This is a genomic window from Modicisalibacter muralis, from assembly GCF_900102945.1.
In the GTDB taxonomy this organism is placed as follows: Bacteria; Pseudomonadota; Gammaproteobacteria; order Pseudomonadales; family Halomonadaceae; genus Modicisalibacter; species Modicisalibacter muralis.
In genome coordinates this window covers 58307-80553 of the sequence record NZ_FNGI01000004.1, presented here as the reverse complement: position 1 = coordinate 80553, position 22247 = coordinate 58307, and the positions used below count along the sequence as shown (strand labels likewise).

Genomic DNA, 22247 nt, shown 5'->3' with positions numbered 1-22247 from the left:
ATCTCTAGAGGTCTCGTAATGCGGACTCTGCCGTGGTCGGCAGGTTCCCGGCCTAGAAAACTCATCCTAGCCAAAACCGCGATTTTAGGCAGCGGCTGTTAACGATTGGTTAATAGCCTCGCTGTCAGTGTGCGTGATCGTGGCTTTCGTGCATGGCTTTGTTCTCGCTGGCTTGGCGAGCCTCGCCGTGCGTCAGGCCATCGTGCATCAGCGTGGCGTTATGGCGCATCATGCCGGCGTAGGTGCTGGCCTCGCCTTCGCTTGCCAGCGCCCCGGAGTAGAGCGTGCCGGCGATGGGCAGGTCGGCTTCCTCGGCGAGCTGGCGAATCAGCGCCGGGCTGGTGATGTTCTCGTGAAACAGCGCCTGCACATGGTTGTCGCGAATCACGTCGACCAGCCGGCCCATGTCGGCGGCGGACGGCGCGGCGGCGGTATTGAGCCCGACCGGCGACAGAAAGCGCACGGCGTAGGCATCGGCAAAGTAGCCGAAGGCATCGTGGCCGGTCACTACCACGCGCCGCGACTCGGGAATCGACGCGATCAGGGCGTGAATCTCGTCGTCCAGCGCTTCGAGTTCGGCCAGGTACTGCTCGGCGTTCTCGCGGTAGGCATCGGCATGCGTCGAGTCGGCCTCGATCAGTCCGTCGCGGATATTGACGACATACTGCTGGCCACGCGCCACATCGAGCCAGGCATGCGGGTCGGTGTCGCCATGCGCATGCCCATCTTCGTGCCCATGGCCATCGTGGCCGGCGTCGTCATGATGTTCATGGTCATGGTCATGGTCATGGTCATGGTCGTGGTCGTGCTGGGCATGCCGGTCGTCGTCGCTTGCCAGCGTCGCGACTCCCGCGCTGGCAACGACCAAGGTGCCAGTGTAGCCGCTGGCATCGAGCAGGCGCTGCATCCAGCCCTCGAGCCGCAGGCCGTTGAACACCACCAGGTCGGCTTCGGCCAGGCGCCGGGCATCGCTGGGGCTGGGCGAGAACACATGGGTGTCGCTGTCGGCGCCGACCAGCGACGTGATCTCGACCCGTTCGCCGCCGACCTGCTCGACCATGTCGGCGAGAATGCTGAAACTGGTGACGACCCGTAGCGGTTCGTCGGCCTGGGCCATGGGCATCGTGAAGGCGAGTGCCAGGCCGAGCGCCAGGGGGTATCGCATGATGGCTTCCTTTTTAGTTAGGCCGAGGGTTGGTAGTCGTTAGCGGACGATTCCAGTGGCGTCGCCCGGCGGCGCAGGCGCGCCAATACGCTGTGGTAGCGACCGCACAACGCCGAGAACAGATAGGCGATGCCGGCCAGCAGGATGATGCTGGGGCCCGAAGGCAATTCGAAGTGATACGACAGCAGCAGCCCGCCGGTGCTGGCGAGCATGGCGATGACCACGGCCAGGCCGATCAGCCCCTCCAGGCGCTTCGACCAGAAACGCGCGGTGGTCGCCGGCAGCATCATCAGGCCGACCGCCATCAGGGTGCCCAGGGTCTGGAAGCCGGCGGTCAGGTTGAGCACCACCAGCCCCAGGAACAGCCCATGGATCAGCCCGTGGCGCACGCCCTGGCCGCGCAGGAACAACGGGTCCAGGCACTCGACCACCAGCGCGCGGAACATCAGCGCCAGCAGCAGCACGGTGACGCTGCACACCGCGGCGATCAGCAACAAGGCGGTGGAGGTCACGGCGAGAATCGAGCCGAACAGCACGTGGGTCAGGTCGACGCTGCTGCCGCCCAGCGACACCAGCATGACCCCCGCCGCCAGCGAGATCAGGTAGAAGCTGGCCATCGCCGAGTCCTCGCGGTGGCCGGTCATCTGCGACACGCCACCCGCCAGCCCGGCGACGATCAGCCCCGACAGCACGCCACCCAGGCTCATCGCCGGCAACGAGAAACCGGCGAGCAGAAAGCCCAGCGCCACACCGGGCAGGATCGCATGGGCCATGGCATCGCCGATCAGGCTCATGCCGCGCAGCATCAGGAACACCCCCAGTGGCGGCGCGGCCAGCGACAGCGCCAGCCCGGCGATCAGCGCGCGACGCATGAAGCCGTAGTCGGTCAGCGGCGCGAGCAACAGCGCGTTCAGTGACTCGATCATGACGCCGCCCCCGGGAAGCCCAGCGGCAACAGCGGCGCCTGGGATGTGTGATCGGCCACGCCGTGGCGCTCGAGAATCGCCTGCGGGGTCGACCAGCGGCCATGACCGCCGGCCAGCAGCAACACGCAATCGGCCAGGCGCGCCAGTTGTTCCAGGTCGTGCAACACCACGACGATGGTGGTGCCCTGGTCAGCCATCTCGCGTAGCACCTGGGTCAGCACGGTGACGGTATCGGCATCGACGTTGGCGAACGGCTCGTCGAGCAGCAGCAACTCGGCGCCCTGCATCAGCGTGCGGCCCAGCAGCGCGCGCTGGCGCTGGCCACCGGACAGCTCGCCCAGCGGGCGGTGCGCCAGGTGCGAGATGCCCAGGCGCCGCATCACCTCGCGCGCCTTCAGATAGTGCGGGCCGCAATAATCCTTCAGCGCACCGTGGCTCGGCCAGGTGCCGGTCATCACCAGTTCTTCCACGCTCATCGGGAAGGTCAGGTCCAGCGCCAGTTGCTGGGGCAGCCAGGCGCGGCGCTCCTTGGGCACATCGCAATGAATCTGACCGACGATGGGCGGCAGGATACCCATGATCGCCTGAATCAGCGTGCTCTTGCCGGCGCCGTTGGCGCCGATCAGCGCGGTGATCGCGCCATCGTGAAAGCTACCTTCGAGGTGCTCGAGTACGGTGCGCCCGCCCTGGGCAAGTTGCAGGCCTTCGAGTCGCAGGCGTGACATCAGCCCCAAGCCCCCGTGGCCCAGGCCACCGCCAGCCACAGCAAACCGAGTGGCACCAGGGCCATCAACAGGCGCTTGCGCGCCGACAACGACATCAGCGAAAAGTGGCAGGGCCCGTCGGGCCGGTGATGGTGACGATGTGCCATGGGTGACTCCGCCTCGAAAAATCGGAAGAAGGTTATAACATAACAAAACTGGGCGGCGCCAGTGTCGGTACGGCTAAAACCCGGGCGACAGTGATGCAATGTCGATAAGGGCACTAAGCTATAGATCGACGCTGGCGGTTGCGCCACAGCGTACGCCGCTGCCTGACCCAACAGGAGCCGATATGGATGTCTCAGATAAGAACACTAGCGCGACCACGCCGCGAGACCGCCTCAACCCGACGGTGTTCTACGGTTCGGTGATCGGCATCGTCGCCTTCTCGCTGTGGACGATGATCGCCACCGAGCAGGCCAACGCCGTCATCAATGCCGTTCTGGCGTGGATTTCCCGCACCTTCGGTTGGTACTACTTTCTCACCGTGGTGATCTACCTGGCCTTCGTGATCGCCATCGGGCTGTCGCGCTTCGGCAAGATCCGCCTGGGCCCCGAGCACTCGCGCCCCGATTTCAACATCTTCTCCTGGGCGTCCATGCTGTTCTCCGCCGGTATCGGCATCGGGGTGATCTTCTTCGCCCTGGCCGAGCCACTCACCCAGTTCTACAACGCTCCCCAGCGACCGGGAGACGAGATCGCCGCGGCGCGTCACGCCATGCAACTGACCTTTCTGCATTGGGGGTTGTCGGGCTGGGGCATCTACACGCTGGTGGGCATGTCGCTGGCCTTCTTCAGCTACCGACACAATCTGCCGTTGACCATTCGCAGCGCGCTCTACCCGATTTTCGGCAACCGAATCTACGGGCCGATCGGCCATGCCGTCGACACGGCGGCGGTGCTGGGCACGGTCTTCGGCATCGCCGCCAGTCTCGGCATCGGCATCATCCAGCTCAACTTCGGCCTGGATTACATGTTCGGCATCCCCGAGAGCGTCTGGACCCAGTCCGTACTGGTGGTGCTCATCGTACTGTTCGCGACGATCTCCGCCGTGACCGGGGTGGAGCGGGGCATCCGCCGCCTGTCCGAATTCAATATCCTGCTGGCGGTCGCGCTGTTGCTGTTCGTGCTGTTCGCCGGCGAGACCGTCTTCCTGCTCAACGCGCTGGTGATGAACGTCGGCGATTACCTTTCCAGCTTCGTCAACCTGTCGTTCAACACCTACGCCTTCGACCCGCCGACCGATTGGCTCAACGCCTGGACGCTGTTCTTCTGGGCTTGGTGGATCGCCTGGGGGCCGTTCGTCGGCCTGTTCCTGGCGCGTATCTCGCGCGGGCGCACCATCCGCACCTTCGTGCTCGGTACCCTGACGCTGCCGATCATCTTCATGATGCTGTGGATGTCGCTGCTGGGAAACAGCGCGATCGACATGGCCATGGAAGGCGCCACCGAGTTCGGCCAGGAGGTCATGGCCAACCCGCCGGCGGGGATCTACCTGTTCCTGCAACAATACCCCGCACCGCTCTTCACCACCGTGGCGGTGAGCATCCTGGCCATCGTGTTCTTCGTCACCTCGGGCGACTCCGGGGCGCTGGTGCTGTCGAACTTCACCTCGATCCTCTCCGACGTGAATCACGACGCGCCGATCTGGATGCGCATCCTGTGGTCGGCGGTGATCGGCGTGTTGACCCTGGCGCTGCTCGTGGCCGGCGGGCTGGGCGCGCTGCAGAGTACCGTGGTGATCACCGGGCTGCCGTTCTCGGTGGTGCTGTTCTTCATGATCGCCGGGCTCTACAAGGCGCTCAAGCTGGAGGCCTTCAAGGAAGACAGCCGCCACGCCAGCCTGGCCGGCTCCCTCTCGGGGCGCACCGGCGGCGAACGTGGCGCCACGCGTAGCTGGCAGCAGCGTCTCAAGCGCGCCATGAGCTTCCCCGGTCGCAAGCAGGCGCGGCGTTTCCTGGAGGAGACCGCCAGGCCGGCGATGGAGGCGGTCAGGGATTCGCTCGAGGAGCAGGGCGGCGTTGCGCATATCCAGCAGGGCGTGCAGAACGACGACGACTATCTCTCGCTCAACGTCGACTTCGAGGAAGAACAGAACTTCACCTACCAGATATGGAGCCAGGGCTTCGCCACGCCGGGATTCGCCCTGCACACCCCGCACGCCTCAGAGCGCTACTACCGGCTCGAGGTGTATCTGCTCGAGGGCAGCCAGGGCTACGACCTGATGGGCTACACCCGCGAACAGGTGATCGAGGACATCCTCGACCAGTACGAACGCCACATGCACTTTTTGCACATCAACCGACTGGAGCCGGGGCATATCAACATGCCCGACAGCCCGGAACAGCCGCCGGCTTGAGGGGGTGGTGTAGGCGTTGAGATGCGCCGAATGGCCCCGCCCGCGGTTAGGCGGGCGGGGCCAATTCATGGTAAATGGATGGTTCGAGTTAAGAGCTACTACCCAACCTATTCCCGCTGCTCGAACTCTTCCGCCGCCTTGATCGCCTCACTCTGCGTCTCATGCTCCGAGACGACGGTTTCGTTGTCCGGCTGGCTCTCGTCGATCACCACCCAGCCGGTAATGTTTTCCTTGAAGTCGCCTACGTCGAAAACGGCTTCAACACGCGCTTGTTTCGACATGCTGTCTCCTCGCAGTAAAGCAATGTGTCGCAGCGCTAAACGCTAGAACTGTTCCTTGGGCAAATCGCCCGAGGCGGGGCGGTTCAATTCGGTGCATTCGCAGCCGGGGTGGATGCATTCCATGCCGTCGGGATGGCCGGCGGCGCAGGCGGTGCAGCAGTAAGCGCGACCTTCGGTAATCGAGGCTTGCTCGCTTGGCACGTCGTGTTCGCAGCCTGGGCAGGTGCAGGTTCCCATGTCGGTCATGACGCACTCCGGTGGTGACTATGTGCTTAGCGTAGAAGCCGACTGCTGCCTTGAGAACGGTCGGGTGTAAAAATGCCGAGCCGTTTGAAGAGACCTTGACAGTTTCGTGCTTCCCCTCTAATTTTATTCAAATGATAATCATTATCGTTTAACAAAAGATCAAGGAGGCAAACATGGCTTATCGAATCGATACGGTGCTCAGGGGCGTCAACCCGACACTACGAATCTGCGATGCGACCTCGGGTTCGGTGCGCTTGGCGTGGGAGTATCCCCGGCAGGAGCCGAATGTGTCGGACGAAGAGCGCGATCTGTTGACGCTCCGGCGCGAGGAGGCGATTCATGAGCTGTTCAGGCGGTTGTTTCTGCTGACCACCGAGCAATATCTGAAAGGCGAAGCGGGGGATGCCGATTCACGGCGCGATCATTAGAAATGCCCGGCCCGTCAGGGCCGGGCATGCCGTCTTCCTGACGGTCCGAGGAGCGATCCTTGCCACGGGACACAGGGTGGCAGTATTGGCGGAAGAGTTGCCTTAACGCAGATTAAAATTGCGGAGTATTTTCGTTTAATCGTCTTGAGACTTTTGGGCGGTTTCGAAGGCGCGCTTTTCGTCAGGCAGGCGCACCAGGTCGCCGAGCGTCAGTTTGCCGAGGTTTTTCATGCGCTCGCCGCTGAGCGGATCGACCAGCGCGACCACTTCACCGATGCTGGTGTCGTCGTCATCGAGGTAGGCTTCGACCCTTACGCGCACGGTGGCGCCCTGGTAGCGGGCGGTAAGGATCGTGCCGGCATGCGGCTTGCCGTAGGGGTTGGGGTCCCTGGCGTAGTGTGACGAGACGCTGTGCGCACCCGGCAGGTCCCAATCGATATGCTTGTGCATGTGGCTTGCCTCCCTCGTATGATGACTTTTAAAGATTAGCCGGGTTTGCCGGGCAACAAAAAGCCCACCGCTGAGGGTGGGCTCCGTTGGCTCGCCTTGTGCGCCTACTGTTTGCTGGCGCGCTTGCGGGCGTTTTCGGTGAGATGCTTCTTGCGCAGGCGAATGTGCTGCGGGGTGATCTCGACCAGTTCGTCGGAATCCAGGAACTCGATGGCCTGCTCCAGCGAGAACCTGACCGGCGGCGTGAGCACGATGTTCTCGTCGTTGCCGGTGGAGCGCATGTTGTCGAGTTTCTTGCCCTTGGTCGGGTTGACGACCATGTCGTTGGCGCGGTTGTTGATGCCGATCAGCATGCCTTCGTAGACCTCGGTGCCGTGATCGATGATCAGCTTGCCGCGTTCCTGCAGGGCGTAAAGGGCATAGGCCAGCGCCTTGCCAGGCACCATCGACACCAGCACGCCGTTGCGCCGTTCGATGGAGGCGTCGGGCTTGAGCGGGCCGTAGTGATCGAAGCGGCTGGTCAGGATGCCGGTGCCCGAGGTCAGGGTCAGAAACTGGCCACGAAAGCCGATCAGTCCGCGTGCGGGGATCATGAAGTCCAGGCGTACGCGGCCCTTGCCATCGGGGTTCATGTTGGTCAGCTCACCCTTGCGGTAGCCGAGCTCTTCCATCACCGCGCCCTGGTGCTGCTCCTCGCAGTCGATGATGACTTCTTCGTAGGGTTCCTGCTTGACGCCGTCGATCTCGCGCACGATGACTTCGGGGCGGCCCACAGCCAGCTCGAAGCCCTCGCGGCGCATGGTCTCGATCAGCACCGAGAGGTGCAGCTCGCCGCGCCCGGAAACCTTGAACTTCTCCGGCGATTCGCCCTGCTCGACGCGCAGCGCGACATTGTGGATCAGTTCCTGGTCGAGGCGATCCTTGATGTTGCGGCTGGTGACGTACTTGCCATCGCGGCCGGCGAACGGCGAGTCGTTGACCTGGAAGGTCATCGATACGGTGGGTTCGTCGACGCTCAGCGCGGGCAGCGCCTCGGCGGCGGCCGGGTCGCATAGCGTATCGGAGATCGCCAGGTTGTCGATGCCGGTGATACACACGATGTCGCCGGCGTCGGCCTGCTCGGTCTGTACGCGTTCGAGACCCATATGGGTCATGACCTGGCCGATCTTGCCCTTGCGGGTCGCGCCGTCGCGGGAAACCACCACGATCTGCTGGCCGGGGCTGACGCTGCCGCGCTTGATGCGGCCGAGGCCGATAACGCCGACGTAGCTGTTGTAGTCGAGCGCCGAGATCTGCATCTGGAAGGTGCCGTCACGCTCGACCTTGGGCGGCTCGACGATGTCGACGATGGCCTGGAACATCGGCGCCATGTCGTCGGCGAGCTGATCCGGCTCGGGGCCGGCGATGCCGTTGAGCGCCGAGCAGTAGACGATCGGGAAGTCGAGCTGCTCATCGGAGGCGCCGAGGTTGTCGAACAGGTCGAAAATCTGGTCGATGACCCAATCGGGACGCGCGCCGGGGCGGTCGATCTTGTTGACCACGACGATCGGCTTCAGGCCTTGGTCGAAGGCCTTCTGGGTGACGAAGCGGGTCTGCGGCATCGGCCCGTCGACGGCATCGACCAGCAGCAGCACGGAGTCGACCATCGACATCACGCGCTCGACCTCGCCGCCGAAGTCGGCGTGTCCGGGGGTGTCGACGATATTGATGTGATAATCCTGGCCGGAGCCGGGAGCCTGCCAGCGGATCGCCGTGTTCTTGGCCAGGATGGTGATGCCGCGTTCCTTTTCCTGGTCGTTGGAGTCCATGACGCGTTCCTGCCCCTCGGCCTTGCGGTCCAGGGTGCCGGACTGACTCAGAAGCTTGTCGACCAGCGTGGTTTTGCCATGGTCGACGTGAGCGATGATGGCGATGTTGCGAAGTTTCTCGATCACGACGGGATCCTGCAGGGAAATAGGGGGCGCATTATAGTGGTTACTTCATGACCACTACCACCTTATTCCCACGGATTTCGCTGTCTGGAGAAGAACTGAGGGGCGATTAAAGCTGCCCCAGCAGGTAATCGAACAGCCGCCCGGAACTCTGGGCGATGGGTTGCGCGATGGGGATGCGCGGCAGCGCCAAGGGGTTGACGCGGTGCGACAGCCAGCCGCCGCTACCGGCGAGCGCCGTTTGCACGCCGCAGCGATTGACCACCTGCTGCACGCGAACGGAGGGGCGGTCGTCAGGGTAGGCGAATACCGGTAGCGGGTCGCGACACAGGCGCTTGAGCTCGCGGCGCGAGCGGCGCACCTGCCAGCGGATGCGCTCGTCGCTCTGGCTTTCAAAGGCGTCGAACCCAACGCCACGCGCGCCGAAGCGAATCAGGCCGCCGTTTTCCAAGCGTCGCACGCTGAATGGGTCGAGGCCCTGCGGTGGCTGGCCGAGTTCGGCGTGCAGATGATCGGCGATCTCGCCCAGGCGTCGCACGCGGGTAGCGTCCAGGCAGGCCAGTTGGTTGAGGTAGCCGAGTAACGCACGGCTGTAGGCGGTGTCCGGGTGCGCCGGGGGTAGCGGTGGGAGTGGCAGGCCGACGTCGCCGAGGGCGCTGTGAATGGTCGCGGGGGATTGGCGTTGCCACAGGCCCTCGCCGATCACTTCGCGCCAGGCGCTGCGGCGGCGCCCCAGCCAGCCGGTGCTGATGAAGATGCTCGCGGGAATCGCGTAATGCTCGAGCAGCGGGGCGACGACCTCGGCATTGTCGCGCCAGCCGGCATCGAAGGTCAGCGCGATACGTGCCTGGGGCTCGTGATGCATCTGCATGGCGGTCGGCAGGCTGACCAGCCGCGACACCTCGCTCAGCGTGATCAGCAGCCGCTCGAAGCTATCGATACCCAGACACCAGGGCGCGCGGTGGGGTAGCCGGGCCTCGGCTTCGCTGGGTAAAACTCGCTGCAACACGACGATCGCGTTGCGCCCCCATAGCGGCTCGACCAGACTGCGTCGCCAGTGACCACGTAGCCGCTGGGCAAGATCCTGTGCCAGGTTCAATCCGTTCATGGACTCACTCCTTGAGTCGCTATCCTATCCCGTGTGCAGGGAAGCATGGATGAGCTCTCTATCGCGTGCGCCATCGGCATCCTCCTGCAGTATAGCGCTTGTTCCAGCTGGTCGTGCTAACTGGCCGTCTTGGGGCTGTCCTGGGTGTACTGCAGGACGCGGGCATGGCAGGCGCCAAGCCGTGCGAGCAGGTCGCGCTCGGCGCCCATGTCGCGCTCGGGGTCGAAACCGCCGACCCGCTCGAACCAGGCGCGCTTGATGCATAACGCCTGGGTGCGGTATCTGGGCTGGTAAAGTCGCCCTCGCCAGAGGCCTAGCCAGGACGGGCCGGGCTGGCTGTCGACGATCAGCGCCACGGCATCCCAGTGCTCGTCGAACAGCGCTTGGTCGGCTTGCAACAGCCAGTCCTCGGGCAGCTCGGCGGCCGGGTCCAAAAATGCCAATACATCGGTCTGAACGGCGTTGGCGGCGCTATTGTAGCGCTTGCCCCTGGGGCCGGGAGGGAGGATCAGCAGGCCCGCGCCATGGTGCTCGGCGAGGGTGACGAGACGATTACGTGCCTTGTCGACGATCAGCACGGCATCGAGGCTTCCGCCGAGCCGCGCCGCGGCGTAGGCAATCACGCGCAGGCAGCGTCCGAGCCGCGTGTAGCCGCGCCGACAGTCTACGATGACATTGTAGGAGTTCATGAATAATGGCGACTCGAATCCGGTAATTGCCGGTACCGTGACGCGCTGGCGTGGCAGCCGCGTTCACGAAGTCCCTGGCGCTTACGCGCCTGATTGAATCCTGTGTTCTATTCCCTGGATGTGTGCTTTTTATTATGTAATGAAGAGTAGCTGTAAGTATCAAAAGGTATCAATACACAATAGGGCTGATTTTTGCGAAATATTGGATGGTTTTTCCGCATGATAAAGGGCTGAGTGCGGTCATGTCGGAAAACACGGAATTTGGATTGCACCCAAATGGTGCGATGGGTGGCCGTTACGCGCCGCAATGGTGCAGATGGCGTTGGATGCACCACGATGATGCGCGTTGTGGTATCGGCCATGCTGACGGCATGTTCGTAAATGGCAAATTTTAGAGATAAAAATCAATAGGATAATACCCTTAGTCTTTCTTGTTTCCCAATTTGGCATGGCTTGTGCTTTAACTTCGTCAGGACAGGCAAGGCATGGGCAACAATAGGCCCAGCGTGCTACAACGACGCTAGTTATGAAGCCATAGACCCGAGCTTCGGGCTCATTAGTGGAGGACATATGTCTGAGAAGACGCTCGCTCTGATCGAAGAACACGACGTCAAGTGGATCGACCTGCGCTTCACCGATACCAAGGGCAAGGAGCAGCACGTTACGATTCCGAGCCACGCCGTCGATGAAGAATTTTTCGAAAACGGTCAGATGTTCGACGGTTCCTCCATCTCCGGCTGGAAGGGTATCAACGAATCCGACATGATCCTGCGCCCCGAGGATGGCACCGCCTTCCTCGATCCGTTCACCGAGGACGCCACGCTGGTACTGCGCTGCGACATCATCGAGCCGGCTACCATGCAGGGCTACGAGCGCGATCCTCGCTCCATCGCCAAGCGCGCCGAGGCCTATCTGGCCAGCACTGGAATGGGCGACACGGCGTTTTTTGGCCCGGAGCCGGAGTTCTTCATCTTCGATGAGGTTCACTGGAAGGCCGATATCGAAGGGGCGATGTACAAGATCTCCTCGGAAGAGGGCGCCTGGTCGACCGACCGCGCGGTGGAGGGCGGTAATCTGGGCCACCGTCCACGGGTCAAGGGCGGCTACTTCCCGGTGCCGCCGGTGGATTCGTTCCACGATATTCGCGGCGCCATGTGCAACACTCTGGAAGCGATCGGCCAGTCGGTGGAAGTGCATCACCATGAGGTATCCAACGCCGGCCAGAACGAAATCGGCGTCAAGTTCAATACCCTGGTCAAGAAGGCCGACGAAGTTCAGGAGATGAAGTACGTCATCCACAACGTCGCGCACGCCTACGGCAAGACCGCTACCTTCATGCCCAAGCCGCTGGTCGGTGACAATGGCTCCGGTATGCACGTCCATCAGTCGTTCTGGAAGGACGGCGAGAACATGTTCGCCGGCGACGAATACGCCGGGTTGTCCGAGACCGCGTTGTACTACATCGGCGGAATCATCAAGCACGCTCGCGCCCTGAACGCCTTCACCAATCCCTCGACCAACTCCTACAAGCGTTTGGTGCCGGGCTTCGAGGCGCCGGTGATGTTGGCTTACTCCGCTCGCAACCGTAGTGCATCGCTGCGCATTCCGTACACCGCCAGCCCCAAGGGCAAGCGTGTCGAAACGCGTTTCCCCGACCCGACCGCCAACCCATACCTGGCCTTCGCGGCGATGCTGATGGCCGGTATCGACGGCATCAAGAACAAGCTCCACCCCGGCGACGCGATGGACAAGAACCTCTACGACCTGCCGCCGGAAGAGGGCAAGTCGGTGCCCACCGTGGCCAATAGTCTCGACCAGGCATTGGAAGCGCTGGATCAGGATCGTGCCTTCCTCACCGAGGGCGGCGTGTTCACCGACGACATGCTCGATGCCTACATCGAGCTGCTGTCCGAGGATGTCGATCGGCTGCGCATGGCCACGCACCCGGTCGAGTTCGATATGTACTACAGTTGCTAAGAGACGTCGTCGACGGCGAATCGTCGAGTGAGCGTTCGCCTCGCCGTTCGAGTTGAAAGTGCATCGGGAGCCCGCCATGGCGGGCTTCTTTTTTGCGTTACACTTGAGCTACCGTTGCGGGATCTCTTGAGGAATGCGTAATGCCGATTCGTTCGATGTGTTTGATGCTGGGCCTTTGCCTGCCCTTGGCCGGCCTGCAGGCCGCCAGCGTTTATCGCAGCGTCGATGCCCAAGGCAACGTCATCTTTACCGACAAGCCCATCGAAAACAGCGAGCGTATCGAACTCGAGCCGTTGACGGTGGTGCCATCGCCCGAGCCACTTTCCAGCATTCCGGCGGATAGTGACGAGGCAGCCGACGATGCAGCGTCAGGCGACAGTGCCGGTGCCGTCTCGGGCCCGTTCATGCCTTATTCGACCTTCCGTATCGTCTCGCCGCAGGACGAACAGACCCTGCCCACTGGGGTCGCCGGCAACGTCCAGGTCGAGCTCGAGATTGATCCCGATCTGCGCGATGACCACCGCGTGCGATTGCTGCTCGATGGTGAGATCAGTCAGTCGGCAATGCATACCAAGGCATTCATGCTCACCAACCTGGATCGTGGCGAGCACCGGCTCCGGGCGGAGCTGCTCGACGCCAGTGGCAATGTGCGCCATCGCAGCGCGCCGATCACGCTTTACGTGCAGCGCGCCAGCGTCAATCTGCCTGCCAACCCTAACAATCCGGCGGGCCTGCCGCCGAGCCGCACCGATAATTGATACGCTCCTTTTTTCACGCCCACTGAACGCTCAATAGTGCAGCGCTTGTCGCCGTTATGCACCATAATGGTGCAATGCAAATAGCCATCTTCATGCCGCAACCCTTCAGCCACGCGTCCAGCTTGCCTGGCGCGCTTCTTGCAGTGCCATTTACAAGAACTCTTTATGAAAGCTTCTTACAGTTGCCGTGCAATGGGAGCCCGCATGTCGGATAGAACCCTGTACCAACGCTTGCTGGAACATCTGACCACGGCGGTGGTGACGTTGGATGGTGCGCTGCGCGTGCGCTGGATGAACCCGGCGGCGGAGGCGCTGCTGGCGGTGAGTCACGCGCGCGTGCATGGCGCGCGCCTCGATAGCCTGGAGGGCGAGAACGGCGCGGTCGCGGCGGTGTTGGCCAAGGCGCGTGACGAATTTCACCCCTTCACCCAGCGCGAGGCGGTGCTGGTCCTGGCGGCCGGCGAGGCGATCACTGTCGATTTCACTGTCACGCCGCTATCCGGGGACGAGCTGCTGCTGGAGATCGAGCCACGCGACCGGCTGCTGCGCATCTCGCGCGAAGAGGCGTTGATCGCGCGCCAGGAGAGCATCAAGGTGCTGTCGCGCGGGCTGGCCCACGAGATCAAGAATCCGCTGGGCGGCATCCGTGGCGCGGCGCAACTGCTCGAGCGCGATCTGCCGGACCCACAACTCGCCGAATATACCCGCGTGATCGTTGAGGAGGCCGACCGCCTGCGCGATCTGGTCGATCGCATGCTCGGCCCCAACCGGCCGATTCGCCACACGCCGCTGAATATCCACAAGGTGCTCGAGCGGGTCCGCGCGCTGCTCGAGGCCGAGCACCCGCGCATCGCCTACGTGCGCGACTACGATCCCAGCCTGCCCGAGATCAATGGCGACGAAGCGCAGTTGATCCAGGCCACGCTGAATGTTGCGCGCAACGCCGTGCAAGCCATGGAAGAGAACGCCAGTGAGGCGCCGCGATTGCTGCTGCGGACCCGCTCGCGGCGCCAGTTCACCCTCGGCGCCGAGCGCCATCGGCTGGTCTGCGAGGTGGCGATCATCGACAACGGTCCCGGCATTCCCGCGCGGCTTCGCGAGACGCTGTTCTACCCGATGGTTTCCGGGCGCGCCGAGGGCAGCGGCCTGGGGCTGTCCATCGCCCAGTCGGTGCTGCACCAGCATCACGGTTTGATCGAATGCGACTCGCAGCCGGGGTCCTGCGAATTTCGCTTGTTGATTCCGCTGGGGGCATCCTCTCTCAACCCGCCGGAGGCACCCCCTATCAATCCGCTGGAGGCGCTTTCCAAAAACCCGCCGGAGGCCCTATGACCGATACCGCTCGCATCGTCGTCGTCGATGACGACCGCGCCATTCGCTGGGTACTGGAACGCGCCCTCGCTCAGCCGGATCTCGAGGTGGCAAGCTTCGAGCGCGCCGACGGCGCACTGGAAAGCCTGTTGCGCCAGCCGCCCGACGTGCTGCTCACCGATATTCGCATGCCGGGGCTGGATGGCCTCGATCTGCTGGCGAAAATTCGCGAGACGCATCCCGATCTGCCGGTGATCGTGATGACCGCGCACTCCGATCTCGACAGCGCGGTGGCGTCCTATCAGGGTGGTGCCTTCGAGTACCTGCCCAAGCCGTTCGATGTCGACGAAGCCCTGGCGCTGGTGCGTCGCGCCGTGGCGCATGCCCGCGAGCGCAAGGCGCCGGCGGTAGCCCCCGAAGGGCTGACGGCGGAAATCATCGGCGAGGCACCGGCCATGCAGGAGGTGTTCCGCGCCATCGGGCGCTTGTCGCAATCGCATATCACCGTGTTGATCAACGGCGAGTCGGGCACCGGCAAGGAGCGCGTGGCCCAGGCGCTGCATCAGCACAGCCCGCGCCAGGCACAGCCGTTCATCGCCCTGAACATGGCGGCGATCCCCAAGGACCTGATGGAGTCCGAACTGTTCGGTCACGAGAAGGGCGCCTTTACCGGCGCCACCGCGCAGCGGCGTGGGCGCTTCGAGCAGGCCGACGGCGGCACGCTGTTTCTCGATGAAATAGGCGACATGCCGCCCGACACCCAGACCCGCCTGCTGCGCGTGCTCGCCGATGGCGAGTTCTACCGCGTCGGCGGCCACACCCCGGTCAGGGTCGACGTGCGCATCATCGCCGCCACCCACCAGCACCTCGAGGCGCTGGTCGACGATGGGCGCTTTCGCGAAGACCTGTTCCACCGCCTGAATGTGATTCGCGTACATCTGCCGCGCCTGGCCGAACGCCGCGAGGACATTCCCCGCCTGGCCCAGCACTTTCTCGCCGAAGCGGCCCGCGAACTCGCCACCGAAACCAAGGTGCTGACTCGCGAGGCCGAACAGCACCTGACCCGGTTGGCGTGGCCGGGCAATGTGCGCCAACTCGAGAATACCTGCCGCTGGCTGACGGTGATGGCCTCGGGGCGCGAGGTGCTGATCGACGATCTGCCGCCGGAGCTGCGCGATATCGAGGGCAGCGATGCCGCCAGCGGCGATTGGCGCGGCGCCTTTCGTGAATGGGCCGACCGTGCGCTGGCCGCCGGCCACACCCACCTGATCGAGGAGGCGATGCCGGATTTCGAACGTATCCTGATCGAGACCGCGCTCAAGCACACGGGTGGGCGCAAGGGCGAAGCCGCCGAACTGCTCGGATGGGGGCGTAACACACTGACCCGAAAGCTTAAAGTGCTGTTGCCGGCGCTGACGGAAGAGTGAGTTTCTGGTCCTGACGAAATGAGAATATCCATCCCTGAAGCAGGCCTTGAAATTTTTTCGGCGGCACCTATGTTCGGAAATAGCGAGACACCAATCTGACACTGGCTCGCGAAGGGTATTGAGGCCAACGAGAAGTTGATGAATGAAGAAGGAGGTGTTCGACCATGTTCGGAGATCTCTGGCGTTTCGAGACGCCGAAATCATCGGAACTTGACTGGTTCAGTCAGGCGCTGAATGAGTTCTTTCCGCGCGCTACCGCGGATATTCGCTCGATGCCGCGGGGCGCCTTCCCAATGCTCAATGTGGGACGCACGGACGATACGGTCTTCGTCTACGTATTTGCTCCCGGGCTGACGGCGGAAGAACTCGAGGTAAGCATACAGGATGATGTGTTAACACTACTTGGTAGGCGTGGAGCAGCGTCGCTTGAGGGCGAGCAGCAGCAGGGCGAGCAGCACAAGCAGCGCCCCTACTATCGCCAGGAGCGCTTCGCGGGCGAGTTCGCACGCTCGATTACACTGCCTGAGGGTGTGGATACCGAGCGTGCCGAGGCACGCGCTCATGATGGCCTGGTCGAGATCCGCTTGCCCAAGCGCGAAGAGGTAAAGCCGCGGCGGGTCGAGATCAAGGCTGCCTGAGCAAGACCTGAGACGACTTGAGACCAAAGGAGGTGTTGAGTCATGAATGATATCACCAGACAGGAAACATCGCGGGACGTAGAGACGCGCAGCACCCAGGAGCGCACTCTGCTGCCTGCGGTGGATATCTTCGAAGAAGATGAGGCGTTGCATGTCATCGCCGACATGCCAGGGGTGACGCGTGACACGCTGCGGATCGAGGTGGACCAGCATATACTGAGTATCGAAGGCGATATTCAGGTCGACATGCCCGAAGGCGTTTCCGCGACGTATGCGGAAATCCAGGGTAACCGGTTCGCTCGTCGCTTTACGCTGAGTCACGAAGTCGATACCGATGCCATCAGGGCGGAAATCAGCAACGGTGTGTTGAACCTGGTCCTGCCCAAGCGCGAGTCGCATCGTCGTCGGCGTATCGAGGTCCAGACGGCCTGATGCGGCTGGCCGAAGCAGTCAGCAGGGGCGCCTCCGCTTGGGGGCGCCTTTTTTGTGCGCCCGGCACGGGCGCACTCCTGGAGGTGCAAGTCCTCCCGTAAGCTGGCCACAGCGAACGAAGCGAAGCGCAACTGCGGAAGGGCGACCGACCGTGGGGAGGAAGCGTGGAGCGTAAACCGCGAGCCGATGAACAAGAATCGGATACGAGGCGCTGCCGAGCAGGGCGAGCGGGCAAGAAGCCGCGAAGCTCTTGTGGCCAAAGCGACGTGGCGTATATCCGGCGGTTGTGCGGTGAAGGAGTGTGTTCTTACCCGGGGAGATCTCGCCTTATGCCTGAAAGGGCGACGTGGACACACGGAGCGAGAAGGCAGCAGAGGCCGTAGTAGCTTGCCAGTTAGGGGCGAAGGGCCGAACGAGAAGGAGCGTCAAACGTCTTGTCGATGAGCACTGTACGGCATCAGATGCCCGCGCCAGCGGGGCGGGCTACGGAACGGGAAGGTGAAGCCTTACCGGACGTGGCCAGTGATGAAACAAGGCTCCCGCGACAAGCACCGGAGGGCGCAGGGCGAGGCCTGCTGGAGCAGGCGTTCGCACGAGAGAACATGCAACGGGCATGGAAGCGCGTGAAGGCCAACAAGGGAGCGGCGGGTATCGACGGTCTGGACATTGCCCAGACAGCCGAATACCTGCGATGGGCCTGGCCCGATCTCCGGCAACAGCTGCTGGGAGGTCGTTATCGGCCACAGCCGGTCCGTCGAGTGGGCATCCCGAAATCGGACGGCAGTGAGCGGGAACTGGGCATTCCCACCGTGACCGACCGTCTGATTCAACAAGCACTGCTGCAAGTGCTGCAACCTCGGATCGATCCGACCTTCAGCGAGCACAGCTACGGCTTCCGTCCGGGCCGTCGGGCCCAGGATGCCGTACTGGCGGCACAAGGCTACGCCCAGCAGGGTTGCCACGTCGTGGTGGATGTCGACCTGTCGAAATTCTTCGACCGGGTCAACCACGACATCCTGATTGACCGCCTGAAGAAGCGCGTGAACGACGCCGGGGTTATCCGGCTGGTTCGAGCGTACCTGAATGCGGGCATTATGGATGGCGGCGTGGTCATCCGGCGAGTGGAGGGCACGCCGCAAGGCGGCCCCCTCTCGCCCCTGTTGGCCAACGTCCTGCTGGACGAGGTGGATCGGGAACTGGAACGCCGAGGGCATCGCTTTGCCCGTTACGCCGATGACTGCAATGTGTACGTGCGCAGTCACAAAGCGGGCGAGCGGGTGATGGCTCTGTTGCGGCGCTGCTACGACAGACTGCGCTTGAAGATCAATGAGTCCAAAAGCGCGGTAACTCGCGTGTTCGGTCGCAAGTTTCTCGGCTATGCCTTATGGCAGACGAGAGGCGGTGAAGTCCGACGCGCAGTGTCGGGACAGGCGCTACAGGCGTTCAAGTGGAGGATCAGGCAACTGACCCGACGCTCAGGCGGTCGCAGTGTTACGCAGGTTGTGGAGAAGCTCCGCAGCTACCTGCTGGGGTGGAAGGGATACTTCAGGTTGGCACAAACGCCGCGCATCTGGCGATCACTGGATGAGTGGTTGCGCCGTCGCCTGAGAGCCCTACAGCTGAAACAGTGGCGGCGGGGAAAGACTATCCACCGGGAGCTATTGCGCCTTGGCGCGAGTCCCTGGGTTGCACAATCGGTGGCGGCCCTGAGTCGCCGCTGGTGGCATAATAGTCGGTCCGCTATCCACAATGTGCTGACGATTGCCTACTTTGACCGGTTGGGCGTGCCGCGTCTCTCATGACCTCAACTTCTCGAACCGCCCGGTGCGGACCCGCATGCCGGGTGGTGTGGGAGGGGCGGAGCCTAATGGCTCCCCCCTATCCCGATATCGGCAGCATAGCGTCCAGGGAGCATCAAGGGAGCGTCAAACGCAGAAAACTCGCCATGCCGATGCTTGCGTGAGGCTGATATCGCTCGTTCTTTTTAGGGTATGGGGATAAGGTGGAAAGCGCCGCCACTTAACTGCAAGATAGGAATCAACTGTTACCAATAGTTGCGGAAAGCGCTAGGTAGAGCAAGCAAGAGTTGCGGGAAGCAATGGGCATTCCAGAAGGGAGGAGACCAGGACGATGACCGATATTGCCAAGCTGCTGGGCGAGGAAGCCGACAGCCTGCTCAACCATACCTGCACCGGGTTCAAGAAGGCGGATATGTATCTGCCCGGCCCGGATTTCGTCGATCGGGTGATGGCGGATAGCGACCGCAGCCCGCATGTCATGCGCAACATGCAGACGCTATTCAATCATGGTCGGCTGGCGGGCACTGGCTACCTAGGGCTGTTGCCGGTGGATCAGGGCATCGAGCACTCGGCCGGCGCCTCGTTCGCCCCCAACCCGATGTACTTCGATCCCAAGAACATCGTCGAACTGGCCATCGAGGGCGGCTGCAACTGTGTGGCATCCACGCTGGGCGTGCTGTCATCGGTGGCGCGGCGCTATGCGCACAAGATTCCGATGATGCTCAAGCTCAACCATAACGAGTCGCTGACCTACCCGGCGATCTATGACCAGACGCTGTTCGCCCAGGTCGAGCAGGCCCACGACATGGGCTGCGTGGCGGTCGGCGCGACCATCTACTACGGCTCGGTGGATTGCCGGCGCCAGATCCAGGAGATCAGCGAAGCCTTCGAGCGCGCCCACGAACTGGGCATGGTCACCGTGCTGTGGTCCTACCTGCGCAATCCCGAGTTCAAGAAGGACGGCACCGACTATCACGTTTCATCCGATCTTACCGGCCAGGCCATTCACCTGGCGGCGACCATCAAGGCCGATATCGTCAAGCAGAAGCTGCCCGAGAACAACGGCGGCTACAAGGCGATCGGTTTCGGGCATACCCATGACAAGGTGTATAGCGAGCTGACCTCGGATCATCCCATCGACCTGGCCCGTTATCAGGTGGCCAACTGCTATATGGGCCGCGCCGGGTTGATCAATTCCGGCGGTGGCTCCAAGGGCCATTCCGACCTCGGCGAAGCGGTGCGCACGGCGGTGATCAACAAGCGCGCCGGTGGCATGGGGCTGATCTCGGGGCGCAAGGCGTTCCAGAAGCCGATGAAGGAGGGCATAGAACTGCTCAATGCCATCCAGGACGTGTATCTGTCGAAAGATATTACGGTGGCCTAACGGCGGGCTGCACCACATAACGCAAAAAGGGCACGGTCGATACCGTGCCCTTCCTGTTTACAGCGCTTTCGGCGGTGTTACGCGACGGCTTCTTCCAAGAGCTGCTCGACCTGCTCGACGACATTATCGACGGTAAAGCCGAAGTGCTTGAACAGGTCGCCGGCCGGCGCGGATTCGCCGAAGCCGCTCATGCCGACGATGCGCCCAGTGAGGCCGACATACTTGTGCCAGTAGGCGCGATGGCTGGCTTCGATCGCCACCCGCTGGGTGATCGCGGCGGGCAGCACCGATTCGCGATAGGCGGCGTCCTGGGCATCGAAGACGTCGGTGGATGGCATCGACACCACGCGCACTGACTTGCCCTTGGCTTCCAGGGCAGCGGCGGCGTCCATCGCCAGGCCAACCTCGGAGCCGGTGGCGATCAGGATCGCTTCGGCGGGGGCGTCGCTGTCCTTGAGCACGTAGCCACCGCGCTGGATCGCGGCCAGTTGCTGCCGGTCGCGCTGCTGGTGTGGCAGGTTCTGGCGCGACAGTACCAGCGCGGTAGGGGCGCCGCGGCGCTTGAGCGCGGCGTGCCAGGCGGCGGCGGTTTCCACCGCATCGGCGGGGCGCCAGGTCGACAGGTTGGGCGTGCAACGCAGCGCATTGAGCTGCTCGATCGGCTGGTGAGTGGGACCGTCCTCGCCGAGACCGATGGAATCGTGGGTGAACACATAGATGGCCTGCTGGTTCATCAGCGCGGCCATGCGGATGGCGTTGTGCATGTATTCCATGAAGGTCAGGAAGGTCGCGCCGTAGGCGATGAATCCGCCATGCGCGGCGATGCCGTTCATGATCGCGCCCATGCCGAACTCGCGCACGCCGTAATGCAAGTAATTGCCGTCGTGGCGGTCGCGACTGATGGCGCGTGCGCCCTTCCAGAAGGTCAGGTTGGATGGCGCCAGATCGGCGCTACCGCCGAGCAGTTCGGGTAGCGAGGGGCCGAGTTCGTTCAGGCACGTCAGCGAGGCCTTGCGGCTGGCGATGTTCTCGCCGTTCTGCTGGGCTTCCTCGATCAGTTTCTCGCCCTTGAGCTCGACCGGCAGTTCGCCCTTGAGGCGGCGCTTGAGCTCGCTGGCAAGCTCCGGGTGAGCAGCCTGATAGCGCTCGAAACGGGCGTTCCAGTCGTTTTCGGCCTGGCTGCCGCGAGCGCTGGCGTCCCAGCCCTGGTAGATATCCTCGGGGACATGGAACGGCGCGTGATGCCAGCCGAGCTGATCGCGCGCGGCGGCGACTTCGTCGTCGCCCAGCGGTGCGCCATGCGCTTCTTCCGAACCCTGCTTGTTGGGCGCGCCGAAGCCGATGATGGTGTTGCAGATAATCAGGCTGGGGCGGTCGTCGTGGCTGCGCGCCAGTTCGATGGCGGCCTTGATCTCCTCGGGCTTGTGGCCGTCGACATTGGGCACCACGTGCCAGCCGTAGGCCTCGAAGCGCTTGGCGGTGTCATCGGTGAACCAGCCCTCGATCTCGCCGTCGATGGAGATGCCGTTGGAATCGTAGAACGCGATCAGCTTGCCCAGCCCCTGGGTGCCGGCCAGCGAGCAGGCTTCGTGAGAAACGCCTTCCATCAGGCAGCCGTCGCCGAGAAACACATAGCTGTAGTGATCGACGATGTTGTGACCCGGACGGTTGAACTGCGCCGCCAGGGTACGCTCGGCCAGCGCCATGCCGACCGCGTTGGCCAAGCCCTGACCCAGCGGGCCGGTGGTGGTCTCGACGCCCGGCGTGTAGCCGAGTTCGGGATGGCCGGGGGTCTTGGAATGCAACTGGCGAAACTGCTGCAGGTCCTCGAGGGCCAGTTCATAGCCGGTGAGGTGCAACAGCGAATAGTGCAGCATCGAACCGTGACCGTTGGACATCACGAAGCGGTCGCGGTCGGCCCAGTGCGGGTTGGCCGGGTTGTGCTTGAGGTAATCGTTCCACAGTACCTCGGCGATATCGGCCATGCCCATGGGGGCGCCGGGATGGCCGGATTTGGCCTTCTGCACGGCATCCATGGAGAGCGCGCGGATGGCATTCGCCAACTCGAAACGGGACGGCATTGTGTGGCTCCTCGCCTGCGGCAAATGAACAAAGGCCATCACAGAGCCGTTGGGACGCGCACTGTAACCGCCTGCTTGCTGGGGTGGCGCCGTACC

21 protein-coding genes are annotated in these 22247 nt (G+C 63.1%); 10 read left to right on the top strand and 11 right to left on the bottom strand.

Annotation, left to right across the window (positions count from 1 at the left end; all coding sequences use genetic code 11):
* Positions 1 to 124 precede the first annotated feature (124 nt).
* From BLR92_RS08905 to BLR92_RS19705, 4 genes are read right to left on the bottom strand one after another with little or no spacing between them, the layout of a single operon-like run.
* A complete protein-coding gene (locus BLR92_RS08905; protein WP_089727673.1) occupies positions 125 to 1165 on the bottom strand; it encodes a metal ABC transporter solute-binding protein, Zn/Mn family in 1041 nt (346 codons plus the stop codon).
* A 17-nt stretch (positions 1166 to 1182) separates the two neighbouring features.
* Positions 1183 to 2091, bottom strand: coding sequence for a metal ABC transporter permease (locus tag BLR92_RS08900; RefSeq protein WP_089727672.1), 909 nt, complete (start codon positions 2089 to 2091; stop codon positions 1183 to 1185).
* A complete protein-coding gene (locus BLR92_RS08895) occupies positions 2088 to 2816 on the bottom strand; it encodes a metal ABC transporter ATP-binding protein (protein WP_089727671.1) in 729 nt (242 codons plus the stop codon). The genes BLR92_RS08900 and BLR92_RS08895 overlap by 4 nt, the downstream gene beginning before the upstream one ends.
* Positions 2816 to 2962, bottom strand: a complete 147-nt coding sequence (locus tag BLR92_RS19705; protein ID WP_175488765.1) for a hypothetical protein — start codon at positions 2960 to 2962, stop codon at positions 2816 to 2818. Before BLR92_RS19705 ends, BLR92_RS08895 begins: the two co-directional genes overlap by 1 nt.
* Positions 2963 to 3144: 182 nt before the next feature.
* Between BLR92_RS19705 and betT the strand changes: the two genes are divergently transcribed.
* On the top strand, positions 3145 to 5211 hold the full coding sequence (gene betT, locus BLR92_RS08890) for a choline BCCT transporter BetT (protein WP_089727669.1): 2067 nt from the start codon (positions 3145 to 3147) through the stop codon (positions 5209 to 5211).
* Between the two features lie 107 nt (positions 5212 to 5318).
* On the opposite strand, the gene BLR92_RS19700 is transcribed toward betT, so the two are convergent.
* Both BLR92_RS19700 and BLR92_RS08885 read right to left on the bottom strand, forming a co-directional pair.
* Positions 5319 to 5492, bottom strand: coding sequence for a hypothetical protein (locus BLR92_RS19700; protein ID WP_175488764.1), 174 nt, complete (start codon positions 5490 to 5492; stop codon positions 5319 to 5321).
* Positions 5493 to 5534: 42 nt separating this feature from the next.
* The gene (locus BLR92_RS08885; RefSeq protein WP_089727667.1) at positions 5535 to 5738 is read right to left on the bottom strand and encodes a hypothetical protein; all 204 of its coding nucleotides are present in this window, start codon (positions 5736 to 5738) and stop codon (positions 5535 to 5537) included.
* A gap of 173 nt (positions 5739 to 5911) precedes the next feature.
* On the opposite strand from BLR92_RS08885, the gene BLR92_RS08880 reads away from it, so the two are divergent.
* Entirely contained in the window at positions 5912 to 6166 is a 255-nt protein-coding gene (locus tag BLR92_RS08880; protein WP_089727664.1) for a hypothetical protein, read from the top strand.
* A 135-nt stretch (positions 6167 to 6301) separates the two neighbouring features.
* Here the strand turns inward: BLR92_RS08880 and BLR92_RS08875 are convergent, their stop codons facing one another.
* The 4 genes from BLR92_RS08875 to BLR92_RS08860 form a co-directional block, all read right to left on the bottom strand.
* Positions 6302 to 6616, bottom strand: coding sequence for a riboflavin synthase family protein (locus BLR92_RS08875; protein WP_089727663.1), 315 nt, complete (start codon positions 6614 to 6616; stop codon positions 6302 to 6304).
* A gap of 104 nt (positions 6617 to 6720) precedes the next feature.
* Entirely contained in the window at positions 6721 to 8550 is a 1830-nt protein-coding gene (typA, locus tag BLR92_RS08870; RefSeq protein WP_089727659.1) for a translational GTPase TypA, read from the bottom strand.
* 106 nt (positions 8551 to 8656) lie between these two features.
* Positions 8657 to 9655, bottom strand: coding sequence for a polysaccharide deacetylase family protein (locus BLR92_RS08865; protein WP_089727658.1), 999 nt, complete (start codon positions 9653 to 9655; stop codon positions 8657 to 8659).
* Between the two features lie 116 nt (positions 9656 to 9771).
* Positions 9772 to 10344 (bottom strand): glycosyltransferase family protein, encoded by a 573-nt coding sequence (locus tag BLR92_RS08860; RefSeq protein ID WP_089727656.1) that lies wholly within the window; start codon positions 10342 to 10344, stop codon positions 9772 to 9774.
* 570 nt (positions 10345 to 10914) lie between these two features.
* Here BLR92_RS08860 and glnA point away from each other — a divergent pair.
* The 8 genes from glnA to BLR92_RS08815 all read left to right on the top strand — a co-directional run bounded on the left by glnA (position 10915) and on the right by BLR92_RS08815 (position 20070).
* The gene (gene glnA, locus BLR92_RS08855) at positions 10915 to 12321 is read left to right on the top strand and encodes a glutamate--ammonia ligase (protein WP_089727654.1); all 1407 of its coding nucleotides are present in this window, start codon (positions 10915 to 10917) and stop codon (positions 12319 to 12321) included.
* Positions 12322 to 12461: 140 nt separating this feature from the next.
* Entirely contained in the window at positions 12462 to 13079 is a 618-nt protein-coding gene (locus BLR92_RS08850; protein ID WP_245704154.1) for a DUF4124 domain-containing protein, read from the top strand.
* Between the two features lie 219 nt (positions 13080 to 13298).
* Positions 13299 to 14411 (top strand): nitrogen regulation protein NR(II), encoded by a 1113-nt coding sequence (gene glnL / locus BLR92_RS08845; RefSeq protein ID WP_089728040.1) that lies wholly within the window; start codon positions 13299 to 13301, stop codon positions 14409 to 14411.
* A complete protein-coding gene (glnG, locus tag BLR92_RS08840; protein ID WP_089727652.1) occupies positions 14408 to 15817 on the top strand; it encodes a nitrogen regulation protein NR(I) in 1410 nt (469 codons plus the stop codon). The genes glnL and glnG overlap by 4 nt, the downstream gene beginning before the upstream one ends.
* 164 nt (positions 15818 to 15981) lie before the next feature.
* Positions 15982 to 16455 carry an Hsp20/alpha crystallin family protein gene (locus tag BLR92_RS08835; protein ID WP_089727650.1) on the top strand — a complete coding sequence of 158 codons (474 nt, stop codon included), beginning with the start codon at positions 15982 to 15984 and terminating at the stop codon, positions 16453 to 16455.
* 42 nt (positions 16456 to 16497) lie between these two features.
* On the top strand, positions 16498 to 16887 hold the full coding sequence (locus BLR92_RS08830) for an Hsp20/alpha crystallin family protein (protein ID WP_089727648.1): 390 nt from the start codon (positions 16498 to 16500) through the stop codon (positions 16885 to 16887).
* A 602-nt stretch (positions 16888 to 17489) separates the two neighbouring features.
* Positions 17490 to 18689: a group II intron reverse transcriptase/maturase gene (ltrA, locus tag BLR92_RS08820; RefSeq protein ID WP_245704153.1), complete on the top strand. Its 1200-nt coding sequence runs from the start codon at positions 17490 to 17492 to the stop codon at positions 18687 to 18689.
* A 328-nt stretch (positions 18690 to 19017) separates the two neighbouring features.
* Positions 19018 to 20070: a class I fructose-bisphosphate aldolase gene (locus BLR92_RS08815; protein WP_089727644.1), complete on the top strand. Its 1053-nt coding sequence runs from the start codon at positions 19018 to 19020 to the stop codon at positions 20068 to 20070.
* A 77-nt stretch (positions 20071 to 20147) separates the two neighbouring features.
* Here BLR92_RS08815 and tkt read toward each other — a convergent pair whose 3' ends face one another.
* Positions 20148 to 22151, bottom strand: coding sequence for a transketolase (gene tkt / locus BLR92_RS08810; RefSeq protein ID WP_089727642.1), 2004 nt, complete (start codon positions 22149 to 22151; stop codon positions 20148 to 20150).
* Between the last annotated feature and the right edge of the window lie 96 nt (positions 22152 to 22247).

Excerpts from the sequence above, each read along its gene's own strand:
- BLR92_RS08835 (WP_089727650.1), top strand. The coding sequence starts at position 15,982 with ATGTTCGGAGATCTCTGGCGTTTCGAGACGCCGAAATCATCGGAACTT.
- BLR92_RS08865 (WP_089727658.1), bottom strand. The coding sequence starts at position 9,655 with ATGAACGGATTGAACCTGGCACAGGATCTTGCCCAGCGGCTACGTGGT.
- BLR92_RS08880 (WP_089727664.1), top strand. The coding sequence starts at position 5,912 with ATGGCTTATCGAATCGATACGGTGCTCAGGGGCGTCAACCCGACACTA.
- BLR92_RS08850 (WP_245704154.1), top strand. The coding sequence starts at position 12,462 with ATGCCGATTCGTTCGATGTGTTTGATGCTGGGCCTTTGCCTGCCCTTG.
- BLR92_RS19705 (WP_175488765.1), bottom strand. The coding sequence starts at position 2,962 with ATGGCACATCGTCACCATCACCGGCCCGACGGGCCCTGCCACTTTTCG.
- BLR92_RS08900 (WP_089727672.1), bottom strand. The coding sequence starts at position 2,091 with ATGATCGAGTCACTGAACGCGCTGTTGCTCGCGCCGCTGACCGACTAC.
- betT (WP_089727669.1), top strand. The coding sequence starts at position 3,145 with ATGGATGTCTCAGATAAGAACACTAGCGCGACCACGCCGCGAGACCGC.
- BLR92_RS08860 (WP_089727656.1), bottom strand. The coding sequence starts at position 10,344 with ATGAACTCCTACAATGTCATCGTAGACTGTCGGCGCGGCTACACGCGG.
- glnG (WP_089727652.1), top strand. The coding sequence starts at position 14,408 with ATGACCGATACCGCTCGCATCGTCGTCGTCGATGACGACCGCGCCATT.
- BLR92_RS08815 (WP_089727644.1), top strand. The coding sequence starts at position 19,018 with ATGACCGATATTGCCAAGCTGCTGGGCGAGGAAGCCGACAGCCTGCTC.
- BLR92_RS08875 (WP_089727663.1), bottom strand. The coding sequence starts at position 6,616 with ATGCACAAGCATATCGATTGGGACCTGCCGGGTGCGCACAGCGTCTCG.
- glnA (WP_089727654.1), top strand. The coding sequence starts at position 10,915 with ATGTCTGAGAAGACGCTCGCTCTGATCGAAGAACACGACGTCAAGTGG.
- ltrA (WP_245704153.1), top strand. The coding sequence starts at position 17,490 with ATGCAACGGGCATGGAAGCGCGTGAAGGCCAACAAGGGAGCGGCGGGT.
- BLR92_RS19700 (WP_175488764.1), bottom strand. The coding sequence starts at position 5,492 with ATGTCGAAACAAGCGCGTGTTGAAGCCGTTTTCGACGTAGGCGACTTC.
- BLR92_RS08830 (WP_089727648.1), top strand. The coding sequence starts at position 16,498 with ATGAATGATATCACCAGACAGGAAACATCGCGGGACGTAGAGACGCGC.
- BLR92_RS08905 (WP_089727673.1), bottom strand. The coding sequence starts at position 1,165 with ATGCGATACCCCCTGGCGCTCGGCCTGGCACTCGCCTTCACGATGCCC.
- BLR92_RS08895 (WP_089727671.1), bottom strand. The coding sequence starts at position 2,816 with ATGTCACGCCTGCGACTCGAAGGCCTGCAACTTGCCCAGGGCGGGCGC.
- BLR92_RS08885 (WP_089727667.1), bottom strand. The coding sequence starts at position 5,738 with ATGACCGACATGGGAACCTGCACCTGCCCAGGCTGCGAACACGACGTG.
- tkt (WP_089727642.1), bottom strand. The coding sequence starts at position 22,151 with ATGCCGTCCCGTTTCGAGTTGGCGAATGCCATCCGCGCGCTCTCCATG.